Consider the following 25,657-nt stretch of genomic DNA (forward strand, 5'->3'; position numbering starts at 1 on the left):
AGGATCAGGCCTGTTGCTGATCTGCCAGCCAGTTGGCGATCATGACAAACTGCTCGAGGGAGAGATTCTCCGGGCGCAGGTTGCCATCGATACCAAGCTCGGTCAGCTGGGCGTCGGTGATGAAGTTGGAGAAGCTGTTGCGGATGGTCTTGCGACGCTGGCCAAAGCCCTCGGTACAGACGCGATTCAGACAACGAATGTCTTTGGCGACTATGGTCGGATTCTTGTGCGGGATCAGGCGAACTACGGCAGAGTCCACCTTTGGCGCCGGTTTGAAGGCACCCGGGCCCACTTCCAGCACAGGCACCACCTGGCAGTAGTACTGGGTCATCACGCTCAGACGGCCATAAGCCTTGCTGCCCGGACCGGCGGCCAGACGCAACACCACTTCTTTTTGCAGCATGAAGTGCATGTCTTCTACCCGATCAGCGAACTCGCACAGGTGGAAGATGAGCGGGGTGGAGATGTTGTAGGGCAGGTTGCCGAAGATCCGCAGCGGCCCCTTGCCTTCACCCATCAGGGTGCCGAAGTCGAAACGCATGGCGTCCGCTTCGATGACGGTCAGCTTGTCTTTGAGAGTCGGGTGCTCGCGCAGGCGCGCAGCCAGGTCCCGGTCAAGCTCGACCACGGTCATTTTGTCCATCTGGGCGGCGACCGGCTCGGTCAGCGCGGCCAGACCCGGACCGATCTCCACCAGATTCTGACCCGGCTGCGGGTTGATGGCGGCGACGATTTGATCGATCACATACCGGTCGTGCAAGAAGTTCTGACCGAAACGCTTACGGGCCGTGTGGCCCATGTGCACCTTACTGCTCATATCTTTTTTTCTCTACCATCTTGATGGCGTGGTTAATCGCGGTGACAAGGCTGCCCGAATCCGCCAGGCCCTTGCCTGCCAGATCCAGCGCGGTGCCGTGATCCACCGAAGTGCGGATGAAGGGAAGCCCCAGGGTGATATTGACCGAACTGCCGAAGCCCTTGTATTTGAGCACAGGCAGCCCCTGGTCGTGGTACATGGCGAGTACCGCATCCGCATCCTTGAGGTATTTCTCCTGGAACAGGGTGTCGGCCGGCAACGGGCCGACCAGATCGATCCCCTCTTGGCGTAGGGTGGCCAGGGCGGGTTCGATCACGTCAATTTCTTCACGTCCGAGATGGCCACCTTCCCCTGCATGGGGGTTGAGGCCGCAGACGTAAATACGGGGTTTGGCGATGCCAAACTTGGTGGAGAGATCCTCGTTGAGGATCCGGATCACCTTGCCGAGGCGATCCTCGGTGATGGCCATCGCTACATAGGCCAGCGGAATATGGGTAGTCGCCAGTGCGACCCGCAGCCCCTCGGTTGCCAGCATCATCACCACATCGGCGGTGTTGGATTGCTGGGCAAAGAACTCGGTGTGGCCGCTGAATGAGACCCCGGCCTGGTTGATGATCCCCTTGTGCACCGGTCCGGTCACCACGGCGGCAAATTCGCCGCTCATGTTACCATCACAGGCGCGCTGCAGGGTTGCCAGCACATAGGCGCCATTGCCTTCGTTCAGCTCGCCCGGCACCACGGGGGCGCCGAGGGTGACCGGACAGACGGTCAGGGTGCCCGCCCGCTGGGGGCGGGCAGGGGCGGAGGCATCGTAGGGCTCAAGCTCGATGGGCAGCCCAAGCAGGGTTGCCCGCTCGCGCAGCAGCGCCGGATCGGCGATCACCACCAACTGGTGGGGCCAATCCTGCCGGGCAATCTGCAGCACCAGATCCGGGCCGATCCCGGCCGGTTCGCCCGGGGTAACGGCAAGGCGACGGCAGCTCATCAGCTACCGGCTCCTTCGATCTGGATGTAGGCCTCGTCACGCAGCTCATCCAGCCACGCCTGGGACTCTTCCACGAAGCGACGATTGTAGATCAGCTGGTAGGCGCGCTGCTCCTGAGCCTTGTCGGTCGCATCCTGGCTGCGGCGATCTTCCACCTGCACGATGTGCCAGCCGTGGCTGGTACGGAACGGGGCACTGATCTGGCCCGGTTGCAGACGGTTGACCATGTCGCGGAACTCGGGGACATAGACGTTGGGATCAGACCAGCCCAGTTCGCCACCCTGCACCGCAGAGCCCGGATCTTCGGAGTACTTCTCCGCCATGCTGGCGAAGCTGGCCTTGCCGCTCTTGATGTCGTGCAGAATGCCATCCAGCATCCCCTTGGCTTTCTCTTCGCTCAGGATAATGGACGGCTTGATCAGGATGTGGCGGGCCTTCACCTCGGTCTGCATCACTTGCTGCTGACCCTTGGTGTCGAACACCTTGACGATGTGCAGGCCGGCACCGGAGCGCAGTGGGCCGACGATATCGCCCTTCTGGGCACCCTGTACCGCTTCGGCCATCAGGGTCGGCATCTCTTGCGGGCTCATCCAGCCCCAGTCACCCCCTTCCAGCGCCTTGGGACCATTACTCTCGGCAATGGCCAGTTTGCGGAAGTCGGCACCCTGCTTGAGGGCGGCCAGAATGCGCTCGATCTTGCTCTTGGCGGCATCCAGCTGGGCGGCAGTGGGGTTGTCCGGCAGGGCAATCTGGATATGGCCGACGTGGTATTCGTTCTGCTGTTGACCCTGTTTCTTCAGGATCTCCACCACCTGCTTCACCTCCTGCTCGGAGATGTTGATACGGCGGCGCACCTGGTTGCGGCGCACCTCGTTCATCAGGATCTCGCGGCGAACCTCTTCCCGATACTGGGCATAGGTCATCCCTTCACGGGCGAGCTGGGCGCGCAGCTGATCCAGGGTCATCTTGTTGTCGGCGGCGATGCCCTGAATAGCCTGTTCCAGCTGGGTATCGCTAATCTTCAGCCCCTGGCGCTCTGCCAGTTGCAGTTGCAGGCTCTCCTGGATCAGGCGATCCAGCGCCTGTTTGCGCAGGGTGGCATCGTCAGGCAGGGACTGGCCGCTCTCCTGGGCGGAGAGTTTTACCTTGTTGACCAGTGCGTCCTGTTGGCTAGACAGCACCACGTCCTTGTTGACCACGGCCAGAACCTTGTCCATCAGCTCGGGCGCAGCCAGTGCGGCCTGGCTCATGGCACCGAACATTCCCGCGGTCAGCAGGGCAATCAGGGTCTTTTTCATATCCATCTCTCAAGGCTGGGCCAGCATCATTGCTGGCCTTTCAGATTAAACGGGCGAACATAGGGCAACAGCTCGGTATCCAGGGTGACGCTGCGGCCACCGGTACCCACGCTGCCAAGTCCCTTCATTTCAAACTGCAGACCAATGACTTTTTCCGAAGTAGGCTTCAGGGTGACGTTGTCCGGCTGATTGTGCCACTCCAGGCTCATGTTGATGCTCCAGCAGCAGGAGTCGTATTTGACACCGATCTTGCGGTCAATGTTCACATCCTGCTTGATGTCACGGTAGTAACCGCCATACATCTGCCACTGATCGGCGATCGGCGCCATCATCACCAGACCCGCCTGGCTCAGATCTTCTGCCAGCGCCGTGTTGGTCGGATAGCGATAGTCCAGGTTGCCATCCTTGATGTAGCGGTAGTTGACCTGAGTGGTCAGCTTGCCGGTCCGGTACTCGACTGCACCGTTGCCAGCCGTAAATTCACCCTCGGAGGTATCGTACTGGGTTCCTGCATGGGCAAACCACTCATCGGTGATCCGGGCATCCCCCTCGAACGAGAGCAGGGAGCGGGCGTTGGTGCTTTCCGGATTTGAAGGGTAGAGGCGCACCTTGGGTGGCGTCATCTCAAAGGCCTGGGCTACCGCCAGACGCAACCGTTCATCACCCACATTGTCATAGACCCGGCTGGTCAGGCCAACGGTGACCCGGTTGGCATCGCTGATGCGGTCGAGACCGGCAAAGCGGCGGTCACTGAACAGGCTGTAGTAGTCCTGACGGGTGGTGGTGGAGTCGTAGATCCCGATCTCGTCCTGATTTTTGTAAGGGATATAGAGGTACTGGAACTCGGGCTCCAGGGTCTGGGTGCCCTTGCCATCATACCAGTCGAGCGGCCGATCGAAGTTGACGCCCCCCTTGAGGCGGAAGGAGGGCAGAGTACGGGTAATGGTGCCCTCTTTCAGGGTCAGCTGTTTGCTGTCTGCATCGGTGAAGCGGCTGCGGTCCTGGCTAACCAGATTATCGGGTACCTCCTGGTTGTAGGAGGTAAACATCAGCTTGTACTGACTGGTCAGGTAGTAACCCGGTGCATCCACCAGGGGCACGGTCAGGGTTGGCGCCAGATGCAGGCGGGTAGCGGTATAGCGCTCACCTGCTTGCAGAGTGGCGGCACTGCCACTGTCATAGCCAAACTTGGTCAGTTCACTGTTCCAGGCCAGATCGAACCACTTGCCTTGCTGATAGTAGTTGTAGTCGATACGCGGCAGCATCTCGTGGGGCAGCAACGCATATGGGCTCAGGATCTGGTAGCGGCGCACCTCGGAGGTGAGGTTCCAGTTGTGCTGGTAGTAGCCGGCGGTAAAGGATTGCTGCAACTGACTGTCGACCTGAGTGCCCACTTGCGGGCTGAAGTCGTTGAAGTAGTTGTAGTCCTTGTCGCGCACCTGGGTGTAGTCGATACCAAAACGCAGGCTGCCATCCATCAGGGCGGAGCCGTGACGGACGTTCATCAGGTAGCGATGGCCATCGGACAAGCCAGCCAGACTCGGATTGCTCGGGCTGTACTGCTTGTCATCAGCCAGATTTTCAAAATAGAGGGTGCCGGTGTGGGCGGGGTCCGGCATGTAGCGAAACTCCACCTGCTCCATCAGGCCACGTTTGTCCATAAAACGGGAGGTGATGGTGGCATCATAGTTGGGGGCAATGTTCCAGTAGAAGGGCTGGGTGATATCCATGCCGTTGCTGGAGCTTTGCTTGTAACCCGGGTAGAGCAGGCCGGTCTTCCGCTCATCCTTGATGGGGAAGTTGATATAGGGGAAGTAGAACACCGGGTAATCATAGAGCCAGAGGCTGGCATTCCAGGCTTCGCCGAACACCTCTTTCTGGTCGATGTCGATGCTGCCCGCCTTGAGGGTCCACACTTCCTGACCGGGGGGACAGGTGGTGTACTGGGCCCCCTCCATGGTGATGTTCTGGTTGTTGTTGGTCATCACCACGCGCTTGGCAAAGCCGCGCACCGGTGAGCCATGCACCTGATACTTGCCCTCTTCCAGTTCGGAGTTCTTGGTATCCAGGTTGGATTTGAGGGTCTTGTCGCTGGTGACGGTCACCTGACCGTCGTTGTAATAGATGTTGCCGATGGCGATGACATCCCGGCTCTTCTGGTCGAGCTGGGCATAGTCGGAGTCAAACTTGCGAACACCCTGACGAACCTTGACGTCACCTTCATAGACGGCGGTGCCGCCCTGTTTGGCCTCGAGACGGTCGGCATCGACCTCGACCGGCTGTGCGTTGGCATCCTGATCCGATGCAGGCTTCTCTATCTTGGGAACATAGTCATAGCAGAGACTATCGAGAATGCCGGTGGCTGGCGGCGCTTCGAACGGGGCCGCCTGCACCATCATAGAGGTGAGTGCGGGGGCCAGGCTGATAGTCAGGGCGATGGGATAGCGGTACCCCAGTGTCCATTTTGTCATGTGAAAGACTCGTGCAATCCGTGATAGATACGGTTGATCCAAGGCATGCATTTTACGACAGGTTTCATCGAGTTGACATTGCATGTCATTGCTTTATGTTAGCCGGCAATGATAAAGCATTATTGCGGCCAGGGCTAACAGCCAAGTGCTGCTTTCCACCTTGGTCCTCTACTTATGCACGATCGCGATTCCCTGCTATTGCAGTGGGCACGCCGTATTTCCGGTGATGCCAGTCTTCAGTTGACCCTCATTTCCGGTGATGCCAGCTTCCGCCGCTACTCTCGTGGTGGTGGTCTGGTGTGGGTGGATGCCAATCCGAAAACCGAAAAAAATCATGAATTTGTTCGTAACGCGGCGGCCTTGCAGGCGCGTCAGCTGTTGGCGCCAGAGGTGAAGGCGGTGGACTACGAACAGGGGCTGCTGGCGGTCAGTGATCTGGGCGATACCCAGCTGATCAGCTGCCTGAACGAGCACAACGTGCTGGCCTGGTATGGCAAGGCGATTGATTTGCTGCCCCGCCTGGGGGCGGTTGAACTGGCGCTTGAGCCCTTCGATGCCGCCTTTATGGCGCGGGAGAACAGCATTTTCCCCGAGTGGCTGCTTGGCCATCATCTGCAACTGACCCTGAGCGACGAAGAGCAGCAGTTGCTCGATGAGACTTTTGCCTGTCTCACTGCCTGTAATCTGTCTCAGCCACAAGGGGTGATGCACCGTGACTTCCACAGTCGCAACCTGATGGTGTGCGGTGGAGATACTCCTGATAGCAGCGAACTCGCCATCATCGATTTTCAGGATATGGTCATCGGGCCGCTTACCTATGACTTGGTTTCCCTGCTGAAAGATTGCTACGTGCGCTGGCCGGACGAGGTGATCGATGAAGGGATGCGTCACGGCTTTGCCACCCTGCAACAGGCGGGTCTGCTTGGCGAGCTCGATTATGCCAGTTTCCGGCGTGATGCCGACCTGACCGGCATGCAGCGACACCTCAAAGCGGCCGGAATCTTCACCCGGCTCTATCATCGCGACGGCAAGTCCGGCTATCTCAAGGATATTCCCCGTACCCTTGGCTACGTGGTGGATGTCTGTCGCACTCACGGTAGCGCCTATCCGGTATTGGCCCGTTTTGGTCAGTGGCTGGAGCAGGTGGTGTTGCCGGGGATCGCCAACGCTGGGGTTAAACCATGAAGGCGATGATCCTGGCCGCTGGCCGTGGCGAGCGGATGCGCCCGCTGACCGACCTGTTGCCCAAGCCGCTGCTAGCGGTGGGGGGCAAGCCGCTCATCGTTCATCACATCGAAAAACTCAAAGCCGCTGGCGTGACCGAGCTGGTGATCAACCACGCCTGGCTTGGCCACAAGCTGGTCGAGAGCCTTGGTGATGGCAGTGCGCTTGGTGTGACCATCCACTGGTCAGCCGAGGAGAGCGCACTGGAGACCGCGGGCGGCATTGTGCAGGCGCTGCCGCTGCTGGGGGCAGACCCTTTTCTGGTGATCAACGGCGATACCTGGCTCGATCTCGATTATCACACACTGGTCAGCCAGCCCCTTGGCGATGATCTGGCCCACCTTTGGCTGGTGCCCAATCCGCCCCAGCACCCGAGCGGGGACTTTGCCCTGCAAGAAGGGCGAGTCATGGATACGCCAGCGTTTACCTTCAGCGGGGTCGGACTATATGATCCGGCGGCCTTTGCCGGTCTCGCGGGCGGTGCCCGCAAGCTGGCGCCCCTGCTCCGTGACTGGATGGCTCAAGGGCGAGTGGGCGGCAGCCTGCTCGCTGGCGAGTGGCGCGATATCGGCACGGTCGATCGACTGCGCGAGCTGGATGACCAGCTCCAGGCCCGCACTCATTAACTTCAAGAGGTCTTGAACCATGCGTATTTGGGGTAAGGTGCTGGGCGCCTTCTTCGGTTTTCTGCTCGGCAATATCATTGGTGCCCTGATTGGCCTCTGGATCGGCCACCGTTTCGACCGTGGCATGGGGTTGCAGGGGGCGTTTCGTCGCGGCCCGAGTCAGGAGCAGCAAGCCGTCTTTTTCCATGCCACCTTCTCGGTGATGGGTCACATCGCCAAGTCCAGCGGTCAGGTGACCGAGCAGGAGATCCGCGTTGCCTCTAACCTGATGGATCGGATGCGGCTGGCGGGCGAACAGCGTGCCCGGGCGCAGGAGTCGTTTCGTCTCGGTAAAGAGGCCGACTTCCCGCTGCGCGAGACCCTGGCCGAGTTCCGCCGTGCCAGTCTGGGGCAGCGCGATATCCTGCGCTTCTTCCTCGAGGTACAACTGCAGGCGGCCTTTGCAGATGGTCGGGTAGAGGAGGGCGAGCGCGCCATTCTGCACACCATTGCCGACGAGCTGGGTTTCAGCCGTATCGAGCTGGCCCGCATTCTGGCGATGGCCGAAGCGCAGATGAACTTCTTCAATCAGGCCCATGGCCAGTATCAGGGGAGCGGTGCGGGTGGCCAGCAGTATCGGCAGGCGCCTCCCTCGGCGGATCGCCTCAAGAATGCCTACCAGCTGCTGGGGGTGAGCGAGAGCGACAGCGATCAGGATATCAAGCGCGCCTACCGCAAGGAGATGAGCAAGCATCACCCGGACAAGCTGGCCGCCAAGGGGTTGCCGCCGGAGATGATGGAGATGGCCAAGGAGAAGACCCAGGAGATCCAGCAAGCCTGGGAGTGGATCCGCGAGGCCCGCGGCATCCGTTAAGCGCCAAAATCTGGCTGTAACAGACAATAAAAAGCCCCGCAGCAGTGCGGGGCTTTGTTTTGCCGTGTGGCGCAGGCCGGGTTATTTGGCCGGAATCGCTTCCAGCACGTGCACCAGCAGTTGCCAGAAACGTTCGACCGCCGGGATATGTACCTTCTCGTCAGGGGAGTGGGCACCGCGGATGGTCGGGCCGAAGGAGACCATGTCCCACTCCGGATAGGCGCTCTTGAACAGACCGCACTCGAGGCCGGCGTGGATCACCATGACGTTGGGCATGGTGCCAAACAGGGTCTGGTAGCTGTTGCGTACCAGCGCCATGACGGGGGAGTCCACGTTCGGCGCCCAACCCGGATAGGCACCGGTGAATTCGCAGCTGGCGCCTGCCAGGGTGAACAGGGAGCGGGTCATCTGCTCGATGCTCTCGCGGCCGGAGTCAATCAGGGAGCGGATCAGGCACTGGACGTACACTTCGCCATCCTGAGTCTTGATGACCCCCAGGTTGGTAGAGGTTTCGGTCACGCCGGGCATAGCATCGCTCATGCGCATCACGCCGTTCGGGCAGGCCATCAGGGCATCCAGCAGGCGCTGCTGCAGGGAGACGCTCATCAACTTGGCCGGTTTGGCGGCGCTGTTAACCAGCACGGTCAGGTTCGGCTCGGTGGCGGCCAGTTCGGTCTGGTAGATCCCGGTGTAGCGGTCAACCAGCGCCTTGAACTCGTTCACGCTGGCAGCGGGCACCTGCAGGGTGGCACGGGCTTCGCGCGGGATGGCGTTGCGCAGAGTGCCGCCGTGGATCTCGGCCAGACGAACACCCAGCGGCTCGGCTGCTTTGAGCAGACGCACCAGCAGCTTGTTGGCATTGCCACGACCGCGATGGATATCGCAACCGGAGTGACCGCCACGCAGCCCTTTTACGGCCAGTTCGAACGCTTCACCTTCAGCAGCATCAACCAGCTCGAGCGGGAAGCGGATATTGGCATCCACACCGCCAGCGCAGCCCATATAGACTTCGCCATCCTCTTCGGAGTCGGTGTTGAGCAGAATTTCGCCCTCCAGCCAGCCCGCTTCCAGACCGAAGGCGCCGGTCATACCGGTCTCTTCGTCTGTGGTCAGCAGCACTTCCAGCGGACCATGCTTGATGGTCTTGTCAGCCAGCACAGCCAGGCAACCGGCCATGCCGATGCCGTTGTCGGCACCCAGAGTGGTGCCACGGGCAGTGACCCACTCGCCATCGACATAGGCATCGATGGGATCGTTGGCGAAGTCGTGTTTGGTGTCGGCGTTGGCCTGCGGCACCATGTCGATGTGGGCCTGCAGTACCACGGCTTTGCGGTTTTCCATCCCCGGGGTGGCCGGTTTCTTGATGATGATGTTGCCGACCTTGTCCTGCTTGACCGCCAGACCTTCCCCTTGAGCCCATTGGATGATCCAGGCGCTCAGTTTGGCTTCATGTTTGGAAGGGTGGGGAATGGAGCAGATCTGTTCGAAGAAATGCCAAATCAGTTTGGGAGAGAGAGAGCTAAGCTGTGCCACGTCGGGACTCCTTACCAGCACGGAATTAACAGGGCCCCATCAGCGGGCCGGGGAAGAGGATAACGATAATACAGTCAATCACACAAAAATGTGAGCAATCAGCGCAAATCGCAGGCAGCTTGTGCTGGCTGATGGCAACCAGGCAGTACGATCGTCAGGTTCGGACGACGCTGACCGATAGAAAAGAAAATGTGTGACCAATCTCACAAAAATATTGAATTTAACGCACCGACTGGTAAATTAGCTCCCGTGGTTCGCCACCCGTCAGGATGACGATGAAAGCCTCCAGGGAACCGAAGCAAAGCAAGTGCGCCTCCATGGAACCGAGTGTTCGTTCAAGGATTTGAGCCCGCATTAAAGGTACGTAACTTGTTAAGCAATCAGGAGTTTCAATATGCCAGGCAGCAACTCAACCTATTGGTTTGCCCCCTCTTTGTATACCCAGGGTTTCAGCTACCCTAACCCCTTCGTCACTCGTCGCTAAGACGAGCTGCCCAACCAGGCAGAGGCGAGAAAGCAGCAGGTGCGTGAGGTAAATCCTCCCCCTGCTATTTTTTTATCTGCGATTTGCCGCACAGCCCATTAGGACTCGGCAGCAGGGACGGCAGGTTAGTCGTTTGGAGCTCTAGATGTGCCGAATGGAGAGGGTGATGCCGATTTTTCCTGTTTTTGGCATACGTTTGCCAGGCATTTTCTCTGCAAACGGTGCTATCATATCGGCCCAACAGCCTGTCCGCGGTTTGGACACATCATCTAACCGATCGCCGGATAAGCCCATCTTGCTTCCATTGTTATCAGATTTGCTGCCGAGGCTTAGCCCTGAGGCAGCCGAAGTGCAATCTGAATTCAGTCGGGCAAGGACCGCCATTTACTGGCATCCGCAGGGATAATTGCGGGTGTTGTTATTTTAAGTGATTGTTTTTAAATAACTATTCGAGATCGATAACATGCCGAAAAAGTTCTATGTGTCGTGGGACAACCTGCAACGTGAAGCTCGCCGTCTGGCCCGTCGTCAGCTGCCTGTCAGCCAGTGGAAAGGTATCATCGCGGTCAGCCGTGGTGGTCTGGTGCCCGCAGCCCTGATGGCCCGTGAACTTGGCATTCGTAATGTGGAAACCCTCTGCATCTCCAGCTATGACCATGACAGCCAGCGCGAGCTGGTGGTCGTGAAGGCTGCCACCACCGCCGGTGACGGCGAAGGCTGGCTGGTGGTGGAAGATCTGGTGGACACCGGCACTACCGCCAAGGCGATCCGCGAGCTCTACCCGAAAGCCAAGTTCATCGCGATTTTCGCCAAGCCGATGGGCGAAGCGCTGCTGGACGATTTCGAAGTGGCGATCCCGCAGGATACCTGGATCGAACAGCCGTGGGATATGGCACTGGAGTTCGCCACACCGATCTGCGATGAAAAGTAACGGGATCGGGATGTGACGCTCGCTGCGTCCATTGGTCGCAACCGGCAATAATGGTTTCACAGGGCTCCAATTTGGAGCCCTGTTTTTTTGTGTATCAATCTGTTGCAGGGTGGCTGATGGGCAGTAAAAGTGGTTAAGATGGGCTATTGCCTGATATGAATGGGATACTATCTTGGACTTGAACGAAGACCTAAACCTGACCGAACAGCTCTTTACCCGCGTCAAGAAGGTATTGGAAACATCCGAGATCTCCAACTCCAGTGCGGCTGATCTGGCGCAAGCCGAGTCAGACGAGATGTTTATCGACGGCTCCATGTCAAAGAGCTGGTATCGCTTGCTGCGTCGCCCCTCCTGGACCTGGCAGGGTGCTGATCCCATCGAAGTGGAGCAGACCCTGGCCCGTATCGCCATGGCGACCGGCGAGCGCACCCACGATTGCTATCTCGATACCATCAAGGGCTATGTGCCTGGCAACTGGATCTACGAGTGGAGCCAGGTGGCTGGCAACTATTTCAAGCAGGGCCGCGAACTGCGCGAGAAGGGTGATCCTTCTGGCGCCTTGAAACAGCTGCTCAAGGCGGTGCGCTACTACTCCATCGCCAGCTATCCCCATCTCAAGGATGACGAGCTGGCGGATCAGGCCCAGCTGCTCGGTAACATGGCCTATCGCGAGGCGGGTCGCCTGTTCAAGGTGCCGCTCAAAGAGATCCAGGTGCCTTTTCGCGGCAAGCATATTCAGGGTTATCTCCACCTGCCGACGACCGAAAAACCAGTGCCGCTGGTGATCATCAGCGGCGGGATCGACTCCTTGCAGCTCGATTTCCTCAACTTCTATCTCAAACGGCTCGAGCCCAACGGTATCGGCATGCTCTCCCTCGATATGCCCGGGGTTGGCTATGCCGAGCATTGGCCGCTGGTGCAGGATACCAGCCGTCTCCATCAGGCGGTGCTCCATTATCTCTCCGAAGTGGCCTGGGTCGATCATCAGCGTATCGCCATGGTGGGGATGCGTCTGGCGGGCAATATCGCAGCCAGACTGGCCTTTATCGAACCCTTTAAGCTGCGCACCGTGGTTTGTGTCGGCGCCGGGGTCAATCAGGTGTTTACCAATCAGGAGCTGTTTGCCAAGTGTCCGCGCATGATGCGGGATAGTCTGGCCAACCGGTTGGGGGCTGATGCGGCGCAGTGGGACGGCATGCGTACCAAGTGCCAGGTATTTTCACTTAAAACACAAGGATTACTGGGGACTCGCACCTCTGTGCCGATATTGAGTATTGGACACAAGCGAGATTTTATTTGTCCCGAGCAGGATGTACGGGCATTGGCGGCGGCCAGTCGTAACGGCAAGGCCATCGTATTCGACAAACAGCCTTTGCTGGAGGTGTATGACAAGGCGCTGGACGAAATCGTCGAGTGGCTGAAACAGCATTTGTGTACCTGACATTGCGCTAAAGAACTGACGCCATCCCGAGGTGGCGCGGCTTGTTTAACAGGGAGGTTAACATGTCTGAAAGAGTGACCTACAAGCGACTGCTGAGGCAGTTTGCTGCCATTGGCCCCTATTTGCGCGAAGATCTCTGCGAAGAGGGGCGTTATCGTTTCGACTGCCTGTCGGTCTGTGTCAGCGCCAAGCCGGCGCCGGACAAGCGGGAGTTCTGGGGCTGGTGGCTGGTGCTGGAGCAGGACGATCACCATTTCCGTTACCACTATCAGCTCGGTTTCTACAATGCTGATGGTGAGTGGCTGGACAAGCCGATCCCCAAGAAGCACCAGGTAGAAGTGGAGCGGACCCTCAACCGTTTCTACAAGCTCATCAGCGACAAACTGGCGGCACTGGAGTGCCAGTTAGCGCCAGCGGATCAGGTCACCAATGAGTTGACCGTGACCGCTGCTTGATCCCTGATGCCCGGTGAGCAGTATCCCGCTGTTTGCCGGGCCATCAGTCAGCTATCCCCCCTTCCGACCGCAATCATCCGGGCTTTGCCCCATCTCCTCACCCCGGCGTTAATTGCCTTGCAGGGCACCATGGCCGTGGGTATAAAGATATTCCTTACTTTTTAGCCTTTATGCTCCCATGGAAAACAGAACCATAGTTGTCAAGTTGGGCACCAGCGTGCTCACAGGGGGGTCTTCCCAGCTCAATCGTGCCCATATGGTCGAGCTGGTCAGACAGTGTGCGGCCTTGCACCGTCACGGCCATCGGGTCGTGGTCGTCACATCAGGGGCTATCGCCGCCGGGCGTGAACATCTGGGTCACCCGCCACTGGCGCCAACCCTTCCCAACAAGCAGATGCTGGCGGCGGTTGGTCAGACCCAGCTGATTCGGGTATGGCATGATCTGTTCAACCTTTACGGTCTGCATATCGGCCAGATGCTGCTGACCCGCGCCGATCTGGAAGATCGGGAACGCTACCTCAACGCCCGCGACACCATGCGCACCCTGCTCGATCACCGCATTATTCCGGTGATCAACGAAAACGATGCGGTGGCGACCGCCGAGATCAAGGTGGGCGACAACGACAACCTCTCCGCGCGGGCCGCCATTCTGGCGGATGCGGATCTGCTGATCCTGCTAACCGACCAGAAGGGGCTCTTTACCGCCGATCCGCGCACCAATCCCGACGCCCAGCTCATTGAAGAGGTGCAGACCATCGACGATACCCTGCGCTCGTTGGCGGGTGACAGTGTCAGTGGCCTCGGTACCGGCGGCATGGCCACCAAGCTGCAGGCGGCCGATGTGGCACGCCGGGCCGGTGTCAATGTGGTGATCGCGACCGGCCAGATGCCGGAGGTGATCGGCCGTCTCGCCAAGGGCGAGCGTATCGGTACCCTGTTCCCGGCGCTGGCCTCCCCGCTGGAAGGGCGCAAGAGCTGGATCCTGGCAGGCCCGCCCCCTCACGGCGAAGTCCATGTGGATCAGGGGGCTGTCGCCGCCATGAAGGATAAAGGCTCCAGCCTGCTGCCCAAGGGGATTGTCGCCGTCAAGGGCGACTTTATTCGAGGCGATGTGGTGCGGATCCTCGATCCCAAAGGCGCCGAGTTGGCGCGCGGTATCTGCCGTTACGACCATCTGGAGCTGGACAGGCTGCGCGGCGTCCACTCTGATCAGATTGAACAGGTATTGGGCTATGGCTACGGCTCTGTGGCCATCCATCGAGACGACATGGTGCTGCTCTAATCAGGGCGGCACGGCATGAACAAAGGGAAATGAGATGAGTCTGGAGAAAATGGGGCAGGCGGCCCGAGAAGCCGCCTATCAGCTGGCTACCATCAGCACGGCGCAGAAAAATCGGGCGCTGGCCGCCATCGCCGACGAGCTTGAGGCGCGCAGTGAGCAGATCCTCGCGGCCAACGACAAGGATATCGCGGCAGGGCGTGAGGCTGGCTTGTCAGAAGCCATGCTGGATCGCCTGCTGCTCAATCCGGCCCGGCTGGCCGGGATTGTGGCGGATGTGCGCAAGGTGATCACGCTGGATGATCCGGTCGGTGCTGAAATGGATAGCCGGGTGCTGGAAAATGGCCTGCGGCTCTCTCGTCGTCGGGTGCCCATCGGGGTTATCGGCGTCATCTACGAGGCGCGTCCCAACGTCACCATCGACATCGCCAGCCTCTGCCTCAAGACCGGCAACGCCAGCATACTGCGCGGCGGGCGCGAGACCTTCCACTCCAATCTGGAGTTGGTGCGGGTGATCCAGCATGCCTTGGCGGCCTCCGGTCTGCCCGAGGCGGCAGTACAGTACATCGACAACCCGGATCGGGCGCTGGTGGCCGAGCTGCTGCGCCTCGACCGCTACGTGGACATGATCATTCCCCGCGGCGGTGCCGGCCTGCACAAGATGTGCAAGGAGAACAGCTCCATTCCGGTCATCATCGGCGGGTTCGGTATCAGCCATATTTTCGTCGACGAGAGTGCCGATTTGGCGCGCTCTCTGGCGGTCATCGACAACGCCAAGGTGCAACGCCCCTCCGCCTGCAATGCCCTCGATACCCTGCTGGTACACGAGAAGGTGGCAGCCACCTTCCTGCCGCAACTGGTGACGCTGATGAACGAGCGCAAGGTGACGCTGGTGGCCGCGCCCAACGCCATGACGCAGTTGGCGGGTGCCGACAATCTGTGCGAGGCTGGGCCGGAGGATTTCGATACCGAGTGGCTCGGGCTGACCCTGGGGGTCAAGTTAGTGGCGGATGTGAACGAGGCGCTGGCCCATATGCGCGAGCACAACGCCGGCCACTCCGATGCCATCCTGACCAACGATCTGGCCAACGCCGAGCGTTTCGTCAATGGCGCCGGTTCGGCGGCTGTCTATGTCAACGCCTCCACCCGTTTCACTGATGGTGGCCAGTTTGGTCTGGGCGCTGAAGTGGCGGTGTCGACCCAGATGCTGCACGCCCGTGGCCCCATGGGGCTGACCGAGCTTACCAGCTACAAGTGGGTAGGGCAGGCCGATTACCTCAGCCGTGCCTGATAACCTGTTGTGTCAGATACAAAAATGCCGACTCTTGGGTCGGCATTTTATTTGGTGGATATCGTGAAGATATCAGGCGCTCGGGTTATTCCCCGTGATAGAGCGCCTTGTCACCGTGCTTGAGCACATAACCCTTCCAGATAAAGAGGGTGTAGCCGCTGCCCTGCCACGACCAGTTGCCTTCCATGCCCTGACGGGCAAGCTGGTGCTGCTCGCCGGTCGGCAGGGTCAGTTCGGCCTTGCTCTGATCGGTATTGAACAGCACGAAGGCGCTGCTGGTCTGGCTGGCATCGGTCGGATTGAGCCGGATACCCTGCTCAAACAGGCGCACACATTTGCCCGTCAGCGCTGACCACTGATAGCCCGCACTGCCGATACAGCCGTGGCTGTCGCGACCGCTGCCAACCAGATGTTGTTCCGGTGTACTGCATGCCGCCAGCAGCAGAGAAGCGGCCATCAGGGTCAAGGTGCGCATGGTTACTCCTGAAGATCCCGTTCGATGACGATGTTGGAGAATCCCAACTCTTTGAAGTAGTTCTCCTGGTAATCCTTCACGCTTTTCTTGTCGCGGCGACAAACCTGAGCCAGCTGGGCCTCCATGGCGTGAAAACTGGTGAGATCCAGCCCTTCGGCAGCAGCGATGGCATCGTAGATGCTGCGGAACTTGTCGTTCGCGTAGCCGATCTCTTTGGCCTGTTTTTTATAGGTGTACGTAATCTTAAAGGCCATCTTGCCCTTCCTTCTTCGATTTGGCTTGCTTGCGCTGGACGTAGAGGTAGAGGCTTTCGACCTTCTCCCGAGCCCAGGGGGTCTTGCGCAAGAACTTCAGGCTGGACTTGATGCTGGGATTATCGGTGAAGCAGCGGATATTGATCTGCTGCCCCAGCTCTTCCCAGCCATAGTGCTCGACCAGTGCGGTGACGATGGCTTCCAGCGTCAGCCCGTGCAGCGGGTTGTTCTTCTGCGAGGCGTTCGGTTGCTCGCTCATGCCTGCTCCGCCAGCTTGGCAAAGGGCTGGCCCATGCGGGTGGTGACCCCGTTGGCCAGATGGGGTTCGAAACCGGCCAGCATGCCCGGTCCAAACAGGCAGACCACGGTGCTGCCCAGCTTGAACAGGCCCATCTCGGCACCTTTTTGCAGGGTAATGGCTTCGTCGCCGGTGTAGTCCCAGCGCACCACCTTCTTCTCTTTGGTCGGCGCAATGTTGCCGGCCCAGATGGTCTCGATGCTGGCCACGATCGTGGCACCGACCAGCACCAGCGCCATGGGGCCGTGCGGGGTGCGGAAGGTGGCCACCACCCGCTCGTTGCGGGCAAACAGGTTCGGCACGTTCTCGGCGGTGAGCGGGTTGACGGAGAAAAGGTCCCCCGGCACGAACACCATGCTCTCCAGCACGCCATCCAGCGGCATGTGGATGCGGTGGTAATCCTTGGGCGCCAGATAGATGGTGGCGAAGTCGCCATCCTTGAACGGCGCCACCAGATCCTCATAGCCGCCCAGCAGCTCGCGGGCGCTGTAGTCGTGGCCCTTGGCCTGAATGATGCGACCCTGCTGGATCGGGCCGAGCTGGCTGACGGTGCCATCGACCGGCAGTGCCAGAGTCATGGCATCTTCTACCACGGGGCGGATACCGGGCTTGAGCTCGCGGGTGAAGAACTCGTTGAAGCTCTTGTAGTGGGCCGGGCTCTCGTGCAGCGCCTCGCTCATGTCGACCTGGTACTGCTTGATAAAGGCCTCGATCACCTTGGTGGTGATGTTGCCCGCTTCGGCGGCGGCAAACTTGCCGATCAGACGGGAGAGGGCGTGCTTGGGCAGACAGTATTGACCGGCAATTTTCAGGTTGTCAGTAATGCTCATGTTCATCATCAACGTAGGTTAAACAGGGTCACAGGCGCGCCTGTTGGCGACCGTGACGGGCTTCCTGCATGGTTTCCAGGATGCGGTGATAGTTGTGGAAGCGATCGGCGCTGATAGCGCCACTGTCGACTGCTGCCCGTAGGGCACAGCCGGGATCGTCCTTGTGGGTACAGTCGCGGAACTTGCAGCCACCCAGATAGTCGCGAAACTCGACGAAGCACCAGGTGATGCGGTCGGCTTCCAGATGCCAGAGGGCGAACTCGCGGATCCCGGGGGAGTCGATGAGATCGCCACCGCTCGGGAAGTGGTAGAGCCGAGCCGTGGTGGTGGTGTGCTGGCCGAGCCCCGAGTTTTCGGAGATCTCGCCGGTGAGCACATCCAGCCCCGGCATCAGGGCATTGGTGAGCGAGGATTTGCCCACCCCGGACTGGCCGACGAAGATGCTGATCTTGTCGGTGAGCTTGGCTTTCAGCTCATCTAGCCCTTCACCGCTCTCGCAGCTCACCAGCAGCACCTCGTAATTGAGTTTGCGGTAGGTTTCGAGCTGGCGTTCGATGCGCGCTCTGGCGGCATCATCGAGCATATCGACCTTGTTCAGCACGATGAGGGGGCGGATCTCCACATCCTCGGCGGCCACCAGATAGCGGTCGACGATGTTGGTGGAGAACTCGGGCATCACCGCCGAGACGATGATTATCTGGTCGATGTTGGCGGCGATGGGTTTGACCCCGTCGTAGAAGTCCGGCCGGGTCAGAACCGAGTGGCGCGGATGCACCGCCTCGATGACGCCGGCGATGGCGGCATTGAGGCCGGGACGCCACACCACCTTGTCGCCGCACACCAGACTGCTGATGCTGCTGCGCCGCAGGTTGCTGCGGTGAATGGTGCCATCGCTCGCTTCCACGTCCGCGTGCTGACCAAAACGGCTGATCACCACCCCTTCGATGGCCGGGCCAAACAGGGTGTCATCCACCACTGTGGTGTGATCTTTTTGCAGCCGCCGTTCGCGGTTGGCCTGGACGCGCCTTTGTTGACCCAGATTGAGTTTTGCTTTCTTTGCCACTCGATTCGCCAGTTTATGAACAGATCCAAAGCCAGTATGATACATGCAAATTGGCAAAATTCCGCCATTCCTCCCAATAGAGAGAGCAATCATGACAGTCAGCGCGCAGAACCTGGTATGGATCGACATGGAGATGACGGGTCTCGACCCCGAAGAGAACGTGGTACTGGAGATTGCCACCATCGTCACCGACAAGGATCTGAACGTACTGGCCGAAGGGCCGGTCATCGCCATTCATCAGAGTGATGAAGAGCTGGCCAAGATGGACGAGTGGAACGTCAACACCCATACCAAGAGCGGTCTGGTGGCACGGGTCAAGGCGAGCCAGCACGACGAGGCGAAAGCCATTGCCGAGACCCTCGAGTTCATTCGCCAGTGGGTGCCGGAGCGAACCAGCCCGCTGTGCGGCAACAGTATCGGTCAGGATCGCCGCTTCATGGTCAAGCACTTGGCCGAGCTGGAAGCTTTCTTCCACTACCGCAACGTCGACGTCAGCACCATCAAGGAGCTGGTACGCCGCTGGCAGCCGGAACTGCTGGATCAGTTCAAGAAGAGCGGCACCCATCAGGCGCTGGATGATATCCGCGAATCCATCGCCGAGCTGCAGTTCTATCGCAGCCACGTCTTCAAGATCTGATTCTCCGGCAAGGGGTTGTCATACTCTGGCTGCTAAAATCGACAGTTCGGCCAGCTTTTGAGCGAACGCGCGCAACCAGACAAAAAAGCCCTTGCAATTGGAATGACTGCTCTTATAATTCGGCTCCCGTACAGTAGCGCAAGCAACCAAATGCTGTACGGCCTGTTTTAAGGTAGTTGCGGGAATAGCTCAGTTGGTAGAGCACGACCTTGCCAAGGTCGGGGTCGCGAGTTCGAGTCTCGTTTCCCGCTCCAAAAATCTGATGATGACACTGGTGCAAACCAGCCCGATGCGGGAATAGCTCAGTTGGTAGAGCACGACCTTGCCAAGGTCGGGGTCGCGAGTTCGAGTCTCGTTTCCCGCTCCAATCATCAGCCAGCCTCAAGACAACCAAATTGTTGCGGGAATAGCTCAGTTGGTAGAGCACGACCTTGCCAAGGTCGGGGTCGCGAGTTCGAGTCTCGTTTCCCGCTCCAAAAAATTTGTAAGTGATATTCCGATGCGGGAATAGCTCAGTTGGTAGAGCACGACCTTGCCAAGGTCGGGGTCGCGAGTTCGAGTCTCGTTTCCCGCTCCAATCACTTGCAGATGACATTCTGTTGCGGGAATAGCTCAGTTGGTAGAGCACGACCTTGCCAAGGTCGGGGTCGCGAGTTCGAGTCTCGTTTCCCGCTCCAAACATTTGTAAGTGACATTCCGTTGCGGGAATAGCTCAGTTGGTAGAGCACGACCTTGCCAAGGTCGGGGTCGCGAGTTCGAGTCTCGTTTCCCGCTCCAATCACTTGTAAATGACATTCTGTTGCGGGAATAGCTCAGTTGGTAGAGCACGACCTTGCCAAGGTCGGGGTCGCGAGTTCGAGTCTCGTTTCCCGCTCCAATCTCTCTTCAAATTCAGTATCTTTCCCCCCCAAGCTCACGAATTCAGTTTCTCCATACAATCGCAGCCACATTCAGTTGGTAGAGCATGATCCGCGCTTGCCAAGGCTGGGGTCGCGAGTTCGAGTCTCGTTTCCCGCTCCAATCTCTCTTCGAAGTTTTCATAATCCCTTTGAATTGCCCTTCACATCGCGCAGCGATGCTTTGTCGTATCTGGCGTTTACTAGGCGCGTATCTACCACCTCCTGCCAACAGGAAGGGGATGTGGGCTCATGGTGCGGATTGTACGAGGCAAGCGGTTGCGACAGGTGGTGGGAGGCGAGAACTGCGGGCAAAAAAGAGGAGGGGCCTTGGCTCCTCCTGCATGATTCACTGGCGCGGGCTTAGACCAGAGTAACGTTTTCAGCCTGAGGGCCTTTTTTGCCCTGGGTCACAGTGAACTGGACTTTTTGACCTTCAGCCAGGGTTTTGAAACCGGTGCTCTGGATGGAGGAGAAGTGAACGAATACGTCCGGACCCTGGGATTGTTCAATAAAGCCAAAACCCTTGGTTTCGTTGAACCATTTTACCTGGCCGGTGCGAATGTCAGACATGTGCTAAATCCTATCAATAACAAAATGAAACTAAGCCCGTGCTGGGCTGCATTTGCCTTGCAAGCAGGGGTTGGCTCATGACTGACCACGTCTCTTTGTCCCAGTAGCACGTAGAACAATCCCTGTCTAAAGCACAAACGATTGTACGTTAGCGCCGATCCTTGTCAATTTGACCCCTTTCGTTTTTTGAACAAGCTAAAAATATTGTGAAGTCAGTAGCTTATTTGAAGATATTTGACTGAAAAAAACGGGAGGCCAGCGCCTCCCGTTTTTGTTATTCCTTGAGGGCGAACCCTTCGCCCTGCCGGTCGTAGCGGTAAACCGCCTGACCGTAGGAGCGGATCTCCACCCGCTGGATGCGGCGGGTGTCGTCCACCAGGATGAAGATAGAACGGCCCGATTGCAGGCGGGTCAGGGGGCGATCCGGCCCCTCGATGGCGATCAGGCGGCTCAGCTCGGCACCCGGCAACTCGAATTTACGCCAGATGGAGTAGAGGGTCTCACCCGCCTGCACATCGTGTTGCAGCCAGGTACCGTTGACCTTCTCTTCGACTGGTTTAGCTGCCGCGGGGGCACTGCCTGCCGCGCCATTACCGACAGTTAGAGCTTGAGCAGGTACGGCCAGCGGCACTTCCAGCGAGCCGGAAGGGGCTGCTTTGGGAACGGATGGTGCCGGCTCCCAGGCCAGTACCAGCAACCAGAGCGGGATCAGGATCAGCAGACCTATGGTGTTTTTGCGGGGCAGCGGGCTGGACAGCTTGAATTTGCCTGCTTTGGCATCCTGGCGGCGTTGGCCGAGGTTGCTCATCCCTTGGCCAAAACGTTGGCGCAGGGACAGGGTCGCGGCATTGATGCGATGGAGCAGGGATCCTTGTGATTCGTCTTGGCGACGTTGCTGGGCTCGTCTGTTATGGCCTCGTGGGCGACGGTCCGGGGTGGGCACGGCATTTACCTCTCACTACATTGCCTGCCATCAGGCAAATTCGTCGCCTATGGTAAACGGACTCGCCCCCGAGGGGGAGAGTCCTGATGCGGAAAATTATCAGCTGAGACGAAATTGACCCAATAATTGCTGCAATTTGTCGGCCGCCTGACGCAATGCCTGACTGGCTTTGGCCGTTTCGGTCGCATCCTGAGCAATGTCGTTGGCCAGTGCGTTGGTTTTTGACAGGTTGCCGGAGACGGTTTCTGAGACCGAGCTCTGCTCTTCGGCGGCGGAGGCGATCTGATAGGTCATGTCGTTGATGGTGGAGATGGCCTGGTAGATGCTGCCGAGCGCCTCTTCCGCCAGATCCGCCTCGCTCACCGCCTGATGGGTCAGCTGCTGGCTCTGGGTGATGGCGTTGACTGCATTGGTGGAGCTGAGGCGGATCTTCTCGATCAACTCCTGGGTGTTCTGCACCGCCTGCTGGGTATTGCCCGCCAGTTTGCGCACCTCGTCGGCCACCACCGCAAAGCCGCGGCCCTGTTCGCCAGCCCGGGCAGCCTCGATGGCGGCGTTGAGGGCCAGCAGGTTGGTCTGGTCGGCAATCCCCTGAATGACGGTGAGTATGCTGGTGATCTGGGCGCTGTCGTGAGCCAGCCCTTCCACCACTTCGGCCCCTTTACCGGCTTCTGCCGCGACCTTGTGCATCGACTGGATCACCTGCTGGAAGCGCTCCTTGCCCTGATCCGCCGCGCTTTGTGCCTGTTTGGCCGAGTCTGCGGTATTGTTGGCGTGGGTGGCGACCTCCTGACTGACGTAGGACATCTCCTGCACCGCGGTCAGCATCTGCTCCATCTCCGCCTGATGGTGCTGCAGGTTGGTGTCGGTCTGACCGGCGATGCGATCGGTGTCACCGGCGTAACGGTTCACCTCGCTGGCCGTCTTGAGCACATCCCCGAGCAGCCCTTGCAGCTTGTCGATAAAGCGGTTGATCCCCTTGGCGAGATCCCCCAGCTCATCCACCGAGCGGGTCGTGAGGCGTTTGGTGAGATCCCCTTCACCATCGGCGATGTCATCCACCAGGCTGACCATCTGACGGATAGGGCCGGTGATGCTGCGGGCAATCACCAGCATGGTGGCCAGCGCCAGTACCAGTACGATAAAGGCACCCACCAATTGCTGGGTCACCGCGGCCCGGTTCATCTCATTGAGCTGGCTCTCCAGCTGATCGGCCTCCGCCAGTACCACCTTGTAGGGCAGGGTGACGATGATGGCCCAGTTGCGGCTCATTCCCGGCACCATGATGGGGACGGAAATGCGGAATGACTCGTCCAGCTCCTGACGCTGAACTTCCGGTTTCAGGTACTGTTGCCACTGGTTGCCCAGCACCTTACTTGCGCTGCTGCCGAGCAGGCTGGCATCACCGCTGGTGCCTGTGATGACACCGGCGGCGCTGACGATCAGGGTTTCGCCCTTGCCGTCATAGATATTGCTGTTGAGGCTCTTTGCCTGACGGCTGATGGAGTCCACCGCGAGATCCAGCGCGGCGATCCCCTTGAACTGACCATCCACCATGATGGGGGTGGTGATGGTGCTCACCAGCACCTGCTGGCCGTTGATATCCACCTTGAAGGGATCGATCAGGCAAGAGCGCCCTTCCCGCTTCGGGCAGGCGTAGTAGTCGTTGGCGGGATTGCCGAATTCGTCCGGATCGGTTTTTTCGATGGAGAGCAGCAGATCGGTACCGATTTGATCCTTGTCGCGATAGAAGTAGGGCACGAAGCGCCCCTTGTCATCACTGCCCAGCGCACTCTGGCCAGCAAAGCTGGCATCCTGACCGTCGAAACCGTTGGGCTCGAAGCCGGCGAAGGCGCCATAAAGCTGGGGCTCCAGCGCCAGTTGTGCCTTGAGCAGGTCGGTGGCCTGCTGGCGATCCAGCGGCAGTTTGCCCTGTTGTTGCAGGGCGAGGGCGCTGGCCATCTGCTGGGTGTAGGAGAGCCCTTTTTGCAGCAGTTGGGTGATGGTGGCCGCCTCGGCGCGGGCATTGGCGCTGACCTTCTGCCATGCCTCCTGCTGCAGCGCTTCACGGCTGGAGCTGATGGTGAGTTGTTGGGTCTGTTGGCCGGAGTATTGGTTGAGCAGGATCAGGATGACCAGGGCTGCGGTCATGGCGATCCCGGCCATCACTAGAATGCGATTCTGGATAGAACGGAACTGCATCGTCTCTTCCTTGTTCGTGAGAAGTGTGGTGAGCGTTATTTGGGTATCGACCGGAGGAGGCAGCTCTCCAGCATTGTGCATAGCAAATCGGAAACGGGGCTTCGGTTTTGCGATCCTCTTCAAATATCGGGCTACAGATGCAAATGGCGACAGATTTAATCCCCTACTTTAGCCCGCAATGGCGTCATGGTTTTCCCATCCGTGATTGTCGGTGCTAAAATGCGACGGTTTTTTCTAACGAATTGGCCCAAGGCCCTCTACACAAGGCTTAAAGATGAAAGTCAAAACCCGTTTTGCTCCCAGCCCGACCGGCTTTTTGCATGTCGGCGGTGCCCGTACCGCACTCTATTCCTGGTTGTTTGCAAAGAACCAGGGCGGTGAGTTCGTGCTGCGTATTGAGGATACCGACCTGGAACGTTCCACTCAGGAGGCGATCGACGCCATCATTGAGGGCATGGAATGGCTGGAGCTGAACTGGGATGAGGGCCCCTACTACCAGACCAAGCGCTTCGATCGCTACAACGGTCTGATCGACGAGATGCTGGCTGATGGCCGCGCCTACAAGTGCTTCTGCTCCAAAGAGCGTCTGGAAGCACTGCGCGAAGGCCAGATGGCCAACGGCGAGAAGCCCCGTTACGACGGCAAGTGCCGCGACCACGCCCACGATCACCCGGCCGATGCGCCGCACGTCATCCGCTTCCGCAACCCGACCGAAGGTTCCGTGGTGTTCGATGACCATGTCCGTGGCCGCATCGAGTTCGCCAACACCGAGCTGGATGACCTGATCATCCGCCGTACCGACGGTGCCCCGACCTACAACTTCTGCGTAGTGGTCGATGACTGGGATATGGAGATCACCCACGTGGTGCGTGGCGAAGACCACATCAATAACACCCCGCGTCAGATCAACATCTACAAGGCGCTGAACGCGCCGGTGCCGGAGTTTGCCCACGTCTCCATGATCCTGGGTGACGACGGTGCCAAGCTCTCCAAGCGCCACGGTGCAGTCTCCGTGATGCAGTACCGCGATGACGGCTACCTGCCGGAAGCGCTGCTGAACTATCTGGTGCGTCTGGGCTGGTCCCACGGCGATCAGGAGATCTTCAGCCTGGAAGAGATGATCAAGCTGTTCAGCCTGGATGCCATCTCCAAGTCCGCCTCTGCCTTCAACACCGACAAGCTGCTGTGGTTGAACAACCACTACATGCGCAGCCTGGATCCGGCTTATGTTGCCAAGCATCTGGCATGGCACATGGAAAACCAGAAGATCGACACCAGCAATGGCCCGGCGCTGGCCGACGTGGTCACCCTGCTGGCCGAGCGCTGCAACACCCTGGTCGAGATGGCTGCCCAGAGCCGCTACCTGTTCGAAGAGTACGAAGCGATCGACGAAGCAGCTGCCAAGAAGCACCTGCGTGGCGTCGCTGCCGAGCCGCTGGCTCTGGCCAAGACCAAGCTGGCCGCACTGGATAGCTGGACCACTGAAGCGCTGCACGAGTTGATTGAAGCGACCGCTGCCGAGCTGGGTCAGGGTATGGGCAAGGTTGGTATGCCGCTGCGCGTGGCCGTCACCGGTCTGGGCCAATCCCCTGCCATCGACGCCGTGATGGCGCTGGTGGGCAAGGAGCGTGTACTTGCTCGTATCGATCGCGCGCTGGCTTACATCGAAGCCCGTATGGCTGCCGAGTAAGTGCTGCCGATGTGGCAGGTGAGGGGATAACCCTGCTCTGCCACATGCTGAATAGAAAAAATCCGAAACCGCTGGTTTCGGATTTTTTTATGGCCAGCGCACAGGCCG

Annotated in this window: 23 protein-coding genes and 7 tRNA genes; 17 read left to right on the forward strand and 13 right to left on the reverse strand. The window is 59.2% G+C overall.

Annotated elements, in window-relative coordinates; translation table 11 throughout:
- Window positions 1-4: 4 nt before the first annotated feature.
- The 4 genes from rsmA to lptD are packed head-to-tail and all read right to left on the reverse strand — an operon-like array spanning window position 5 to window position 5,571.
- On the reverse strand, window positions 5-817 hold the full coding sequence (gene rsmA, locus AB5Z02_RS08640) for a 16S rRNA (adenine(1518)-N(6)/adenine(1519)-N(6))-dimethyltransferase RsmA (RefSeq protein WP_005339016.1): 813 nt from the start codon (window positions 815-817) through the stop codon (window positions 5-7).
- Window positions 807-1,802: a 4-hydroxythreonine-4-phosphate dehydrogenase PdxA gene (gene pdxA / locus AB5Z02_RS08645; RefSeq protein ID WP_368215864.1), complete on the reverse strand. Its 996-nt coding sequence runs from the start codon at window positions 1,800-1,802 to the stop codon at window positions 807-809. The genes rsmA and pdxA overlap by 11 nt, the downstream gene beginning before the upstream one ends.
- The gene (gene surA / locus AB5Z02_RS08650) at window positions 1,802-3,100 is read right to left on the reverse strand and encodes a peptidylprolyl isomerase SurA (RefSeq protein WP_042054946.1); all 1,299 of its coding nucleotides are present in this window, start codon (window positions 3,098-3,100) and stop codon (window positions 1,802-1,804) included. Before surA ends, pdxA begins: the two co-directional genes overlap by 1 nt.
- Before the next feature lie 26 nt (window positions 3,101-3,126).
- Window positions 3,127-5,571: an LPS assembly protein LptD gene (lptD, locus tag AB5Z02_RS08655; protein WP_106842269.1), complete on the reverse strand. Its 2,445-nt coding sequence runs from the start codon at window positions 5,569-5,571 to the stop codon at window positions 3,127-3,129.
- 174 nt (window positions 5,572-5,745) lie between these two features.
- Here lptD and AB5Z02_RS08660 point away from each other — a divergent pair, with 174 nt between their 5' ends.
- The 3 genes from AB5Z02_RS08660 to djlA are packed head-to-tail and all read left to right on the forward strand — an operon-like array spanning window position 5,746 to window position 8,274.
- Window positions 5,746-6,756, forward strand: a complete 1,011-nt coding sequence (locus AB5Z02_RS08660) for an aminoglycoside phosphotransferase family protein (RefSeq protein WP_144713741.1) — start codon at window positions 5,746-5,748, stop codon at window positions 6,754-6,756.
- Complete coding sequence (gene murU / locus AB5Z02_RS08665) at window positions 6,753-7,421, forward strand: N-acetylmuramate alpha-1-phosphate uridylyltransferase MurU (protein ID WP_368215865.1); 669 nt, start codon at window positions 6,753-6,755, stop codon at window positions 7,419-7,421. The genes AB5Z02_RS08660 and murU overlap by 4 nt, the downstream gene beginning before the upstream one ends.
- 19 nt (window positions 7,422-7,440) lie before the next feature.
- The gene (djlA, locus tag AB5Z02_RS08670; protein ID WP_167557721.1) at window positions 7,441-8,274 is read left to right on the forward strand and encodes a co-chaperone DjlA; all 834 of its coding nucleotides are present in this window, start codon (window positions 7,441-7,443) and stop codon (window positions 8,272-8,274) included.
- Window positions 8,275-8,355: 81 nt separating this feature from the next.
- On the opposite strand, the gene AB5Z02_RS08675 is transcribed toward djlA, so the two are convergent.
- Entirely contained in the window at window positions 8,356-9,807 is a 1,452-nt protein-coding gene (locus tag AB5Z02_RS08675; protein ID WP_167557720.1) for an aminoacyl-histidine dipeptidase, read from the reverse strand.
- A gap of 947 nt (window positions 9,808-10,754) precedes the next feature.
- On the opposite strand from AB5Z02_RS08675, the gene gpt reads away from it, so the two are divergent.
- The 5 genes from gpt to AB5Z02_RS08700 all read left to right on the forward strand — a co-directional run bounded on the left by gpt (window position 10,755) and on the right by AB5Z02_RS08700 (window position 15,688).
- Window positions 10,755-11,222, forward strand: coding sequence for a xanthine phosphoribosyltransferase (gene gpt, locus AB5Z02_RS08680; protein WP_005339007.1), 468 nt, complete (start codon window positions 10,755-10,757; stop codon window positions 11,220-11,222).
- A gap of 172 nt (window positions 11,223-11,394) precedes the next feature.
- Window positions 11,395-12,663 (forward strand): esterase FrsA, encoded by a 1,269-nt coding sequence (frsA, locus tag AB5Z02_RS08685; RefSeq protein ID WP_005349360.1) that lies wholly within the window; start codon window positions 11,395-11,397, stop codon window positions 12,661-12,663.
- A 62-nt stretch (window positions 12,664-12,725) separates the two neighbouring features.
- Window positions 12,726-13,118, forward strand: a complete 393-nt coding sequence (gene crl / locus AB5Z02_RS08690) for a sigma factor-binding protein Crl (protein ID WP_088870066.1) — start codon at window positions 12,726-12,728, stop codon at window positions 13,116-13,118.
- Window positions 13,119-13,296: 178 nt separating this feature from the next.
- Complete coding sequence (gene proB / locus AB5Z02_RS08695) at window positions 13,297-14,400, forward strand: glutamate 5-kinase (RefSeq protein WP_368215866.1); 1,104 nt, start codon at window positions 13,297-13,299, stop codon at window positions 14,398-14,400.
- Between the two features lie 34 nt (window positions 14,401-14,434).
- Window positions 14,435-15,688, forward strand: coding sequence for a glutamate-5-semialdehyde dehydrogenase (locus AB5Z02_RS08700; RefSeq protein WP_368215867.1), 1,254 nt, complete (start codon window positions 14,435-14,437; stop codon window positions 15,686-15,688).
- Window positions 15,689-15,773: 85 nt separating this feature from the next.
- Here the strand turns inward: AB5Z02_RS08700 and AB5Z02_RS08705 are convergent, their stop codons facing one another.
- The 5 genes from AB5Z02_RS08705 to rsgA are packed head-to-tail and all read right to left on the reverse strand — an operon-like array spanning window position 15,774 to window position 18,608.
- The gene (locus tag AB5Z02_RS08705) at window positions 15,774-16,163 is read right to left on the reverse strand and encodes a hypothetical protein (RefSeq protein ID WP_368215868.1); all 390 of its coding nucleotides are present in this window, start codon (window positions 16,161-16,163) and stop codon (window positions 15,774-15,776) included.
- Window positions 16,164-16,165: 2 nt separating this feature from the next.
- The gene (locus tag AB5Z02_RS08710; RefSeq protein WP_005338984.1) at window positions 16,166-16,417 is read right to left on the reverse strand and encodes a DUF2960 domain-containing protein; all 252 of its coding nucleotides are present in this window, start codon (window positions 16,415-16,417) and stop codon (window positions 16,166-16,168) included.
- On the reverse strand, window positions 16,407-16,676 hold the full coding sequence (locus tag AB5Z02_RS08715; protein ID WP_005349372.1) for a VF530 family DNA-binding protein: 270 nt from the start codon (window positions 16,674-16,676) through the stop codon (window positions 16,407-16,409). The genes AB5Z02_RS08710 and AB5Z02_RS08715 overlap by 11 nt, the downstream gene beginning before the upstream one ends.
- A complete protein-coding gene (gene asd / locus AB5Z02_RS08720; RefSeq protein WP_026034874.1) occupies window positions 16,673-17,545 on the reverse strand; it encodes an archaetidylserine decarboxylase in 873 nt (290 codons plus the stop codon). The genes AB5Z02_RS08715 and asd overlap by 4 nt, the downstream gene beginning before the upstream one ends.
- A gap of 28 nt (window positions 17,546-17,573) precedes the next feature.
- Window positions 17,574-18,608, reverse strand: a complete 1,035-nt coding sequence (rsgA, locus tag AB5Z02_RS08725; protein ID WP_368215869.1) for a small ribosomal subunit biogenesis GTPase RsgA — start codon at window positions 18,606-18,608, stop codon at window positions 17,574-17,576.
- A gap of 91 nt (window positions 18,609-18,699) precedes the next feature.
- Here rsgA and orn point away from each other — a divergent pair, with 91 nt between their 5' ends.
- The 8 genes from orn to AB5Z02_RS08765 all read left to right on the forward strand — a co-directional run bounded on the left by orn (window position 18,700) and on the right by AB5Z02_RS08765 (window position 20,122).
- Complete coding sequence (gene orn / locus AB5Z02_RS08730) at window positions 18,700-19,245, forward strand: oligoribonuclease (protein ID WP_368215870.1); 546 nt, start codon at window positions 18,700-18,702, stop codon at window positions 19,243-19,245.
- Window positions 19,246-19,423: 178 nt separating this feature from the next.
- Window positions 19,424-19,499 (forward strand) — tRNA-Gly (locus AB5Z02_RS08735).
- 37 nt (window positions 19,500-19,536) lie between these two features.
- Window positions 19,537-19,612: transfer RNA gene (locus tag AB5Z02_RS08740), tRNA-Gly, on the forward strand.
- A gap of 33 nt (window positions 19,613-19,645) precedes the next feature.
- Window positions 19,646-19,721, forward strand: a tRNA-Gly gene (locus tag AB5Z02_RS08745).
- Between the two features lie 25 nt (window positions 19,722-19,746).
- A tRNA-Gly gene (locus tag AB5Z02_RS08750) sits at window positions 19,747-19,822 on the forward strand.
- Window positions 19,823-19,846: 24 nt separating this feature from the next.
- A tRNA-Gly gene (locus AB5Z02_RS08755) sits at window positions 19,847-19,922 on the forward strand.
- Window positions 19,923-19,946: 24 nt separating this feature from the next.
- Window positions 19,947-20,022 (forward strand) — tRNA-Gly (locus AB5Z02_RS08760).
- A 24-nt stretch (window positions 20,023-20,046) separates the two neighbouring features.
- Window positions 20,047-20,122 (forward strand) — tRNA-Gly (locus tag AB5Z02_RS08765).
- A gap of 382 nt (window positions 20,123-20,504) precedes the next feature.
- Here the strand turns inward: AB5Z02_RS08765 and AB5Z02_RS08770 are convergent.
- From AB5Z02_RS08770 to AB5Z02_RS08780, 3 genes are all read right to left on the reverse strand, one after another.
- On the reverse strand, window positions 20,505-20,714 hold the full coding sequence (locus tag AB5Z02_RS08770) for a cold-shock protein (protein WP_005338972.1): 210 nt from the start codon (window positions 20,712-20,714) through the stop codon (window positions 20,505-20,507).
- A gap of 274 nt (window positions 20,715-20,988) precedes the next feature.
- A complete protein-coding gene (locus AB5Z02_RS08775; RefSeq protein ID WP_005349384.1) occupies window positions 20,989-21,657 on the reverse strand; it encodes a LysM-like peptidoglycan-binding domain-containing protein in 669 nt (222 codons plus the stop codon).
- A gap of 99 nt (window positions 21,658-21,756) precedes the next feature.
- Window positions 21,757-23,859: a methyl-accepting chemotaxis protein gene (locus AB5Z02_RS08780; RefSeq protein WP_368215871.1), complete on the reverse strand. Its 2,103-nt coding sequence runs from the start codon at window positions 23,857-23,859 to the stop codon at window positions 21,757-21,759.
- 274 nt (window positions 23,860-24,133) lie between these two features.
- Here AB5Z02_RS08780 and gltX point away from each other — a divergent pair, with 274 nt between their 5' ends.
- Complete coding sequence (gene gltX, locus AB5Z02_RS08785) at window positions 24,134-25,549, forward strand: glutamate--tRNA ligase (protein WP_368215872.1); 1,416 nt, start codon at window positions 24,134-24,136, stop codon at window positions 25,547-25,549.
- The last annotated feature ends 108 nt before the right edge of the window (window positions 25,550-25,657 follow it).

It is taken from the genome of Aeromonas sp. R2-3, from assembly GCF_040908375.1.
Taxonomy (GTDB): domain Bacteria; phylum Pseudomonadota; class Gammaproteobacteria; order Enterobacterales; family Aeromonadaceae; genus Aeromonas; species Aeromonas veronii.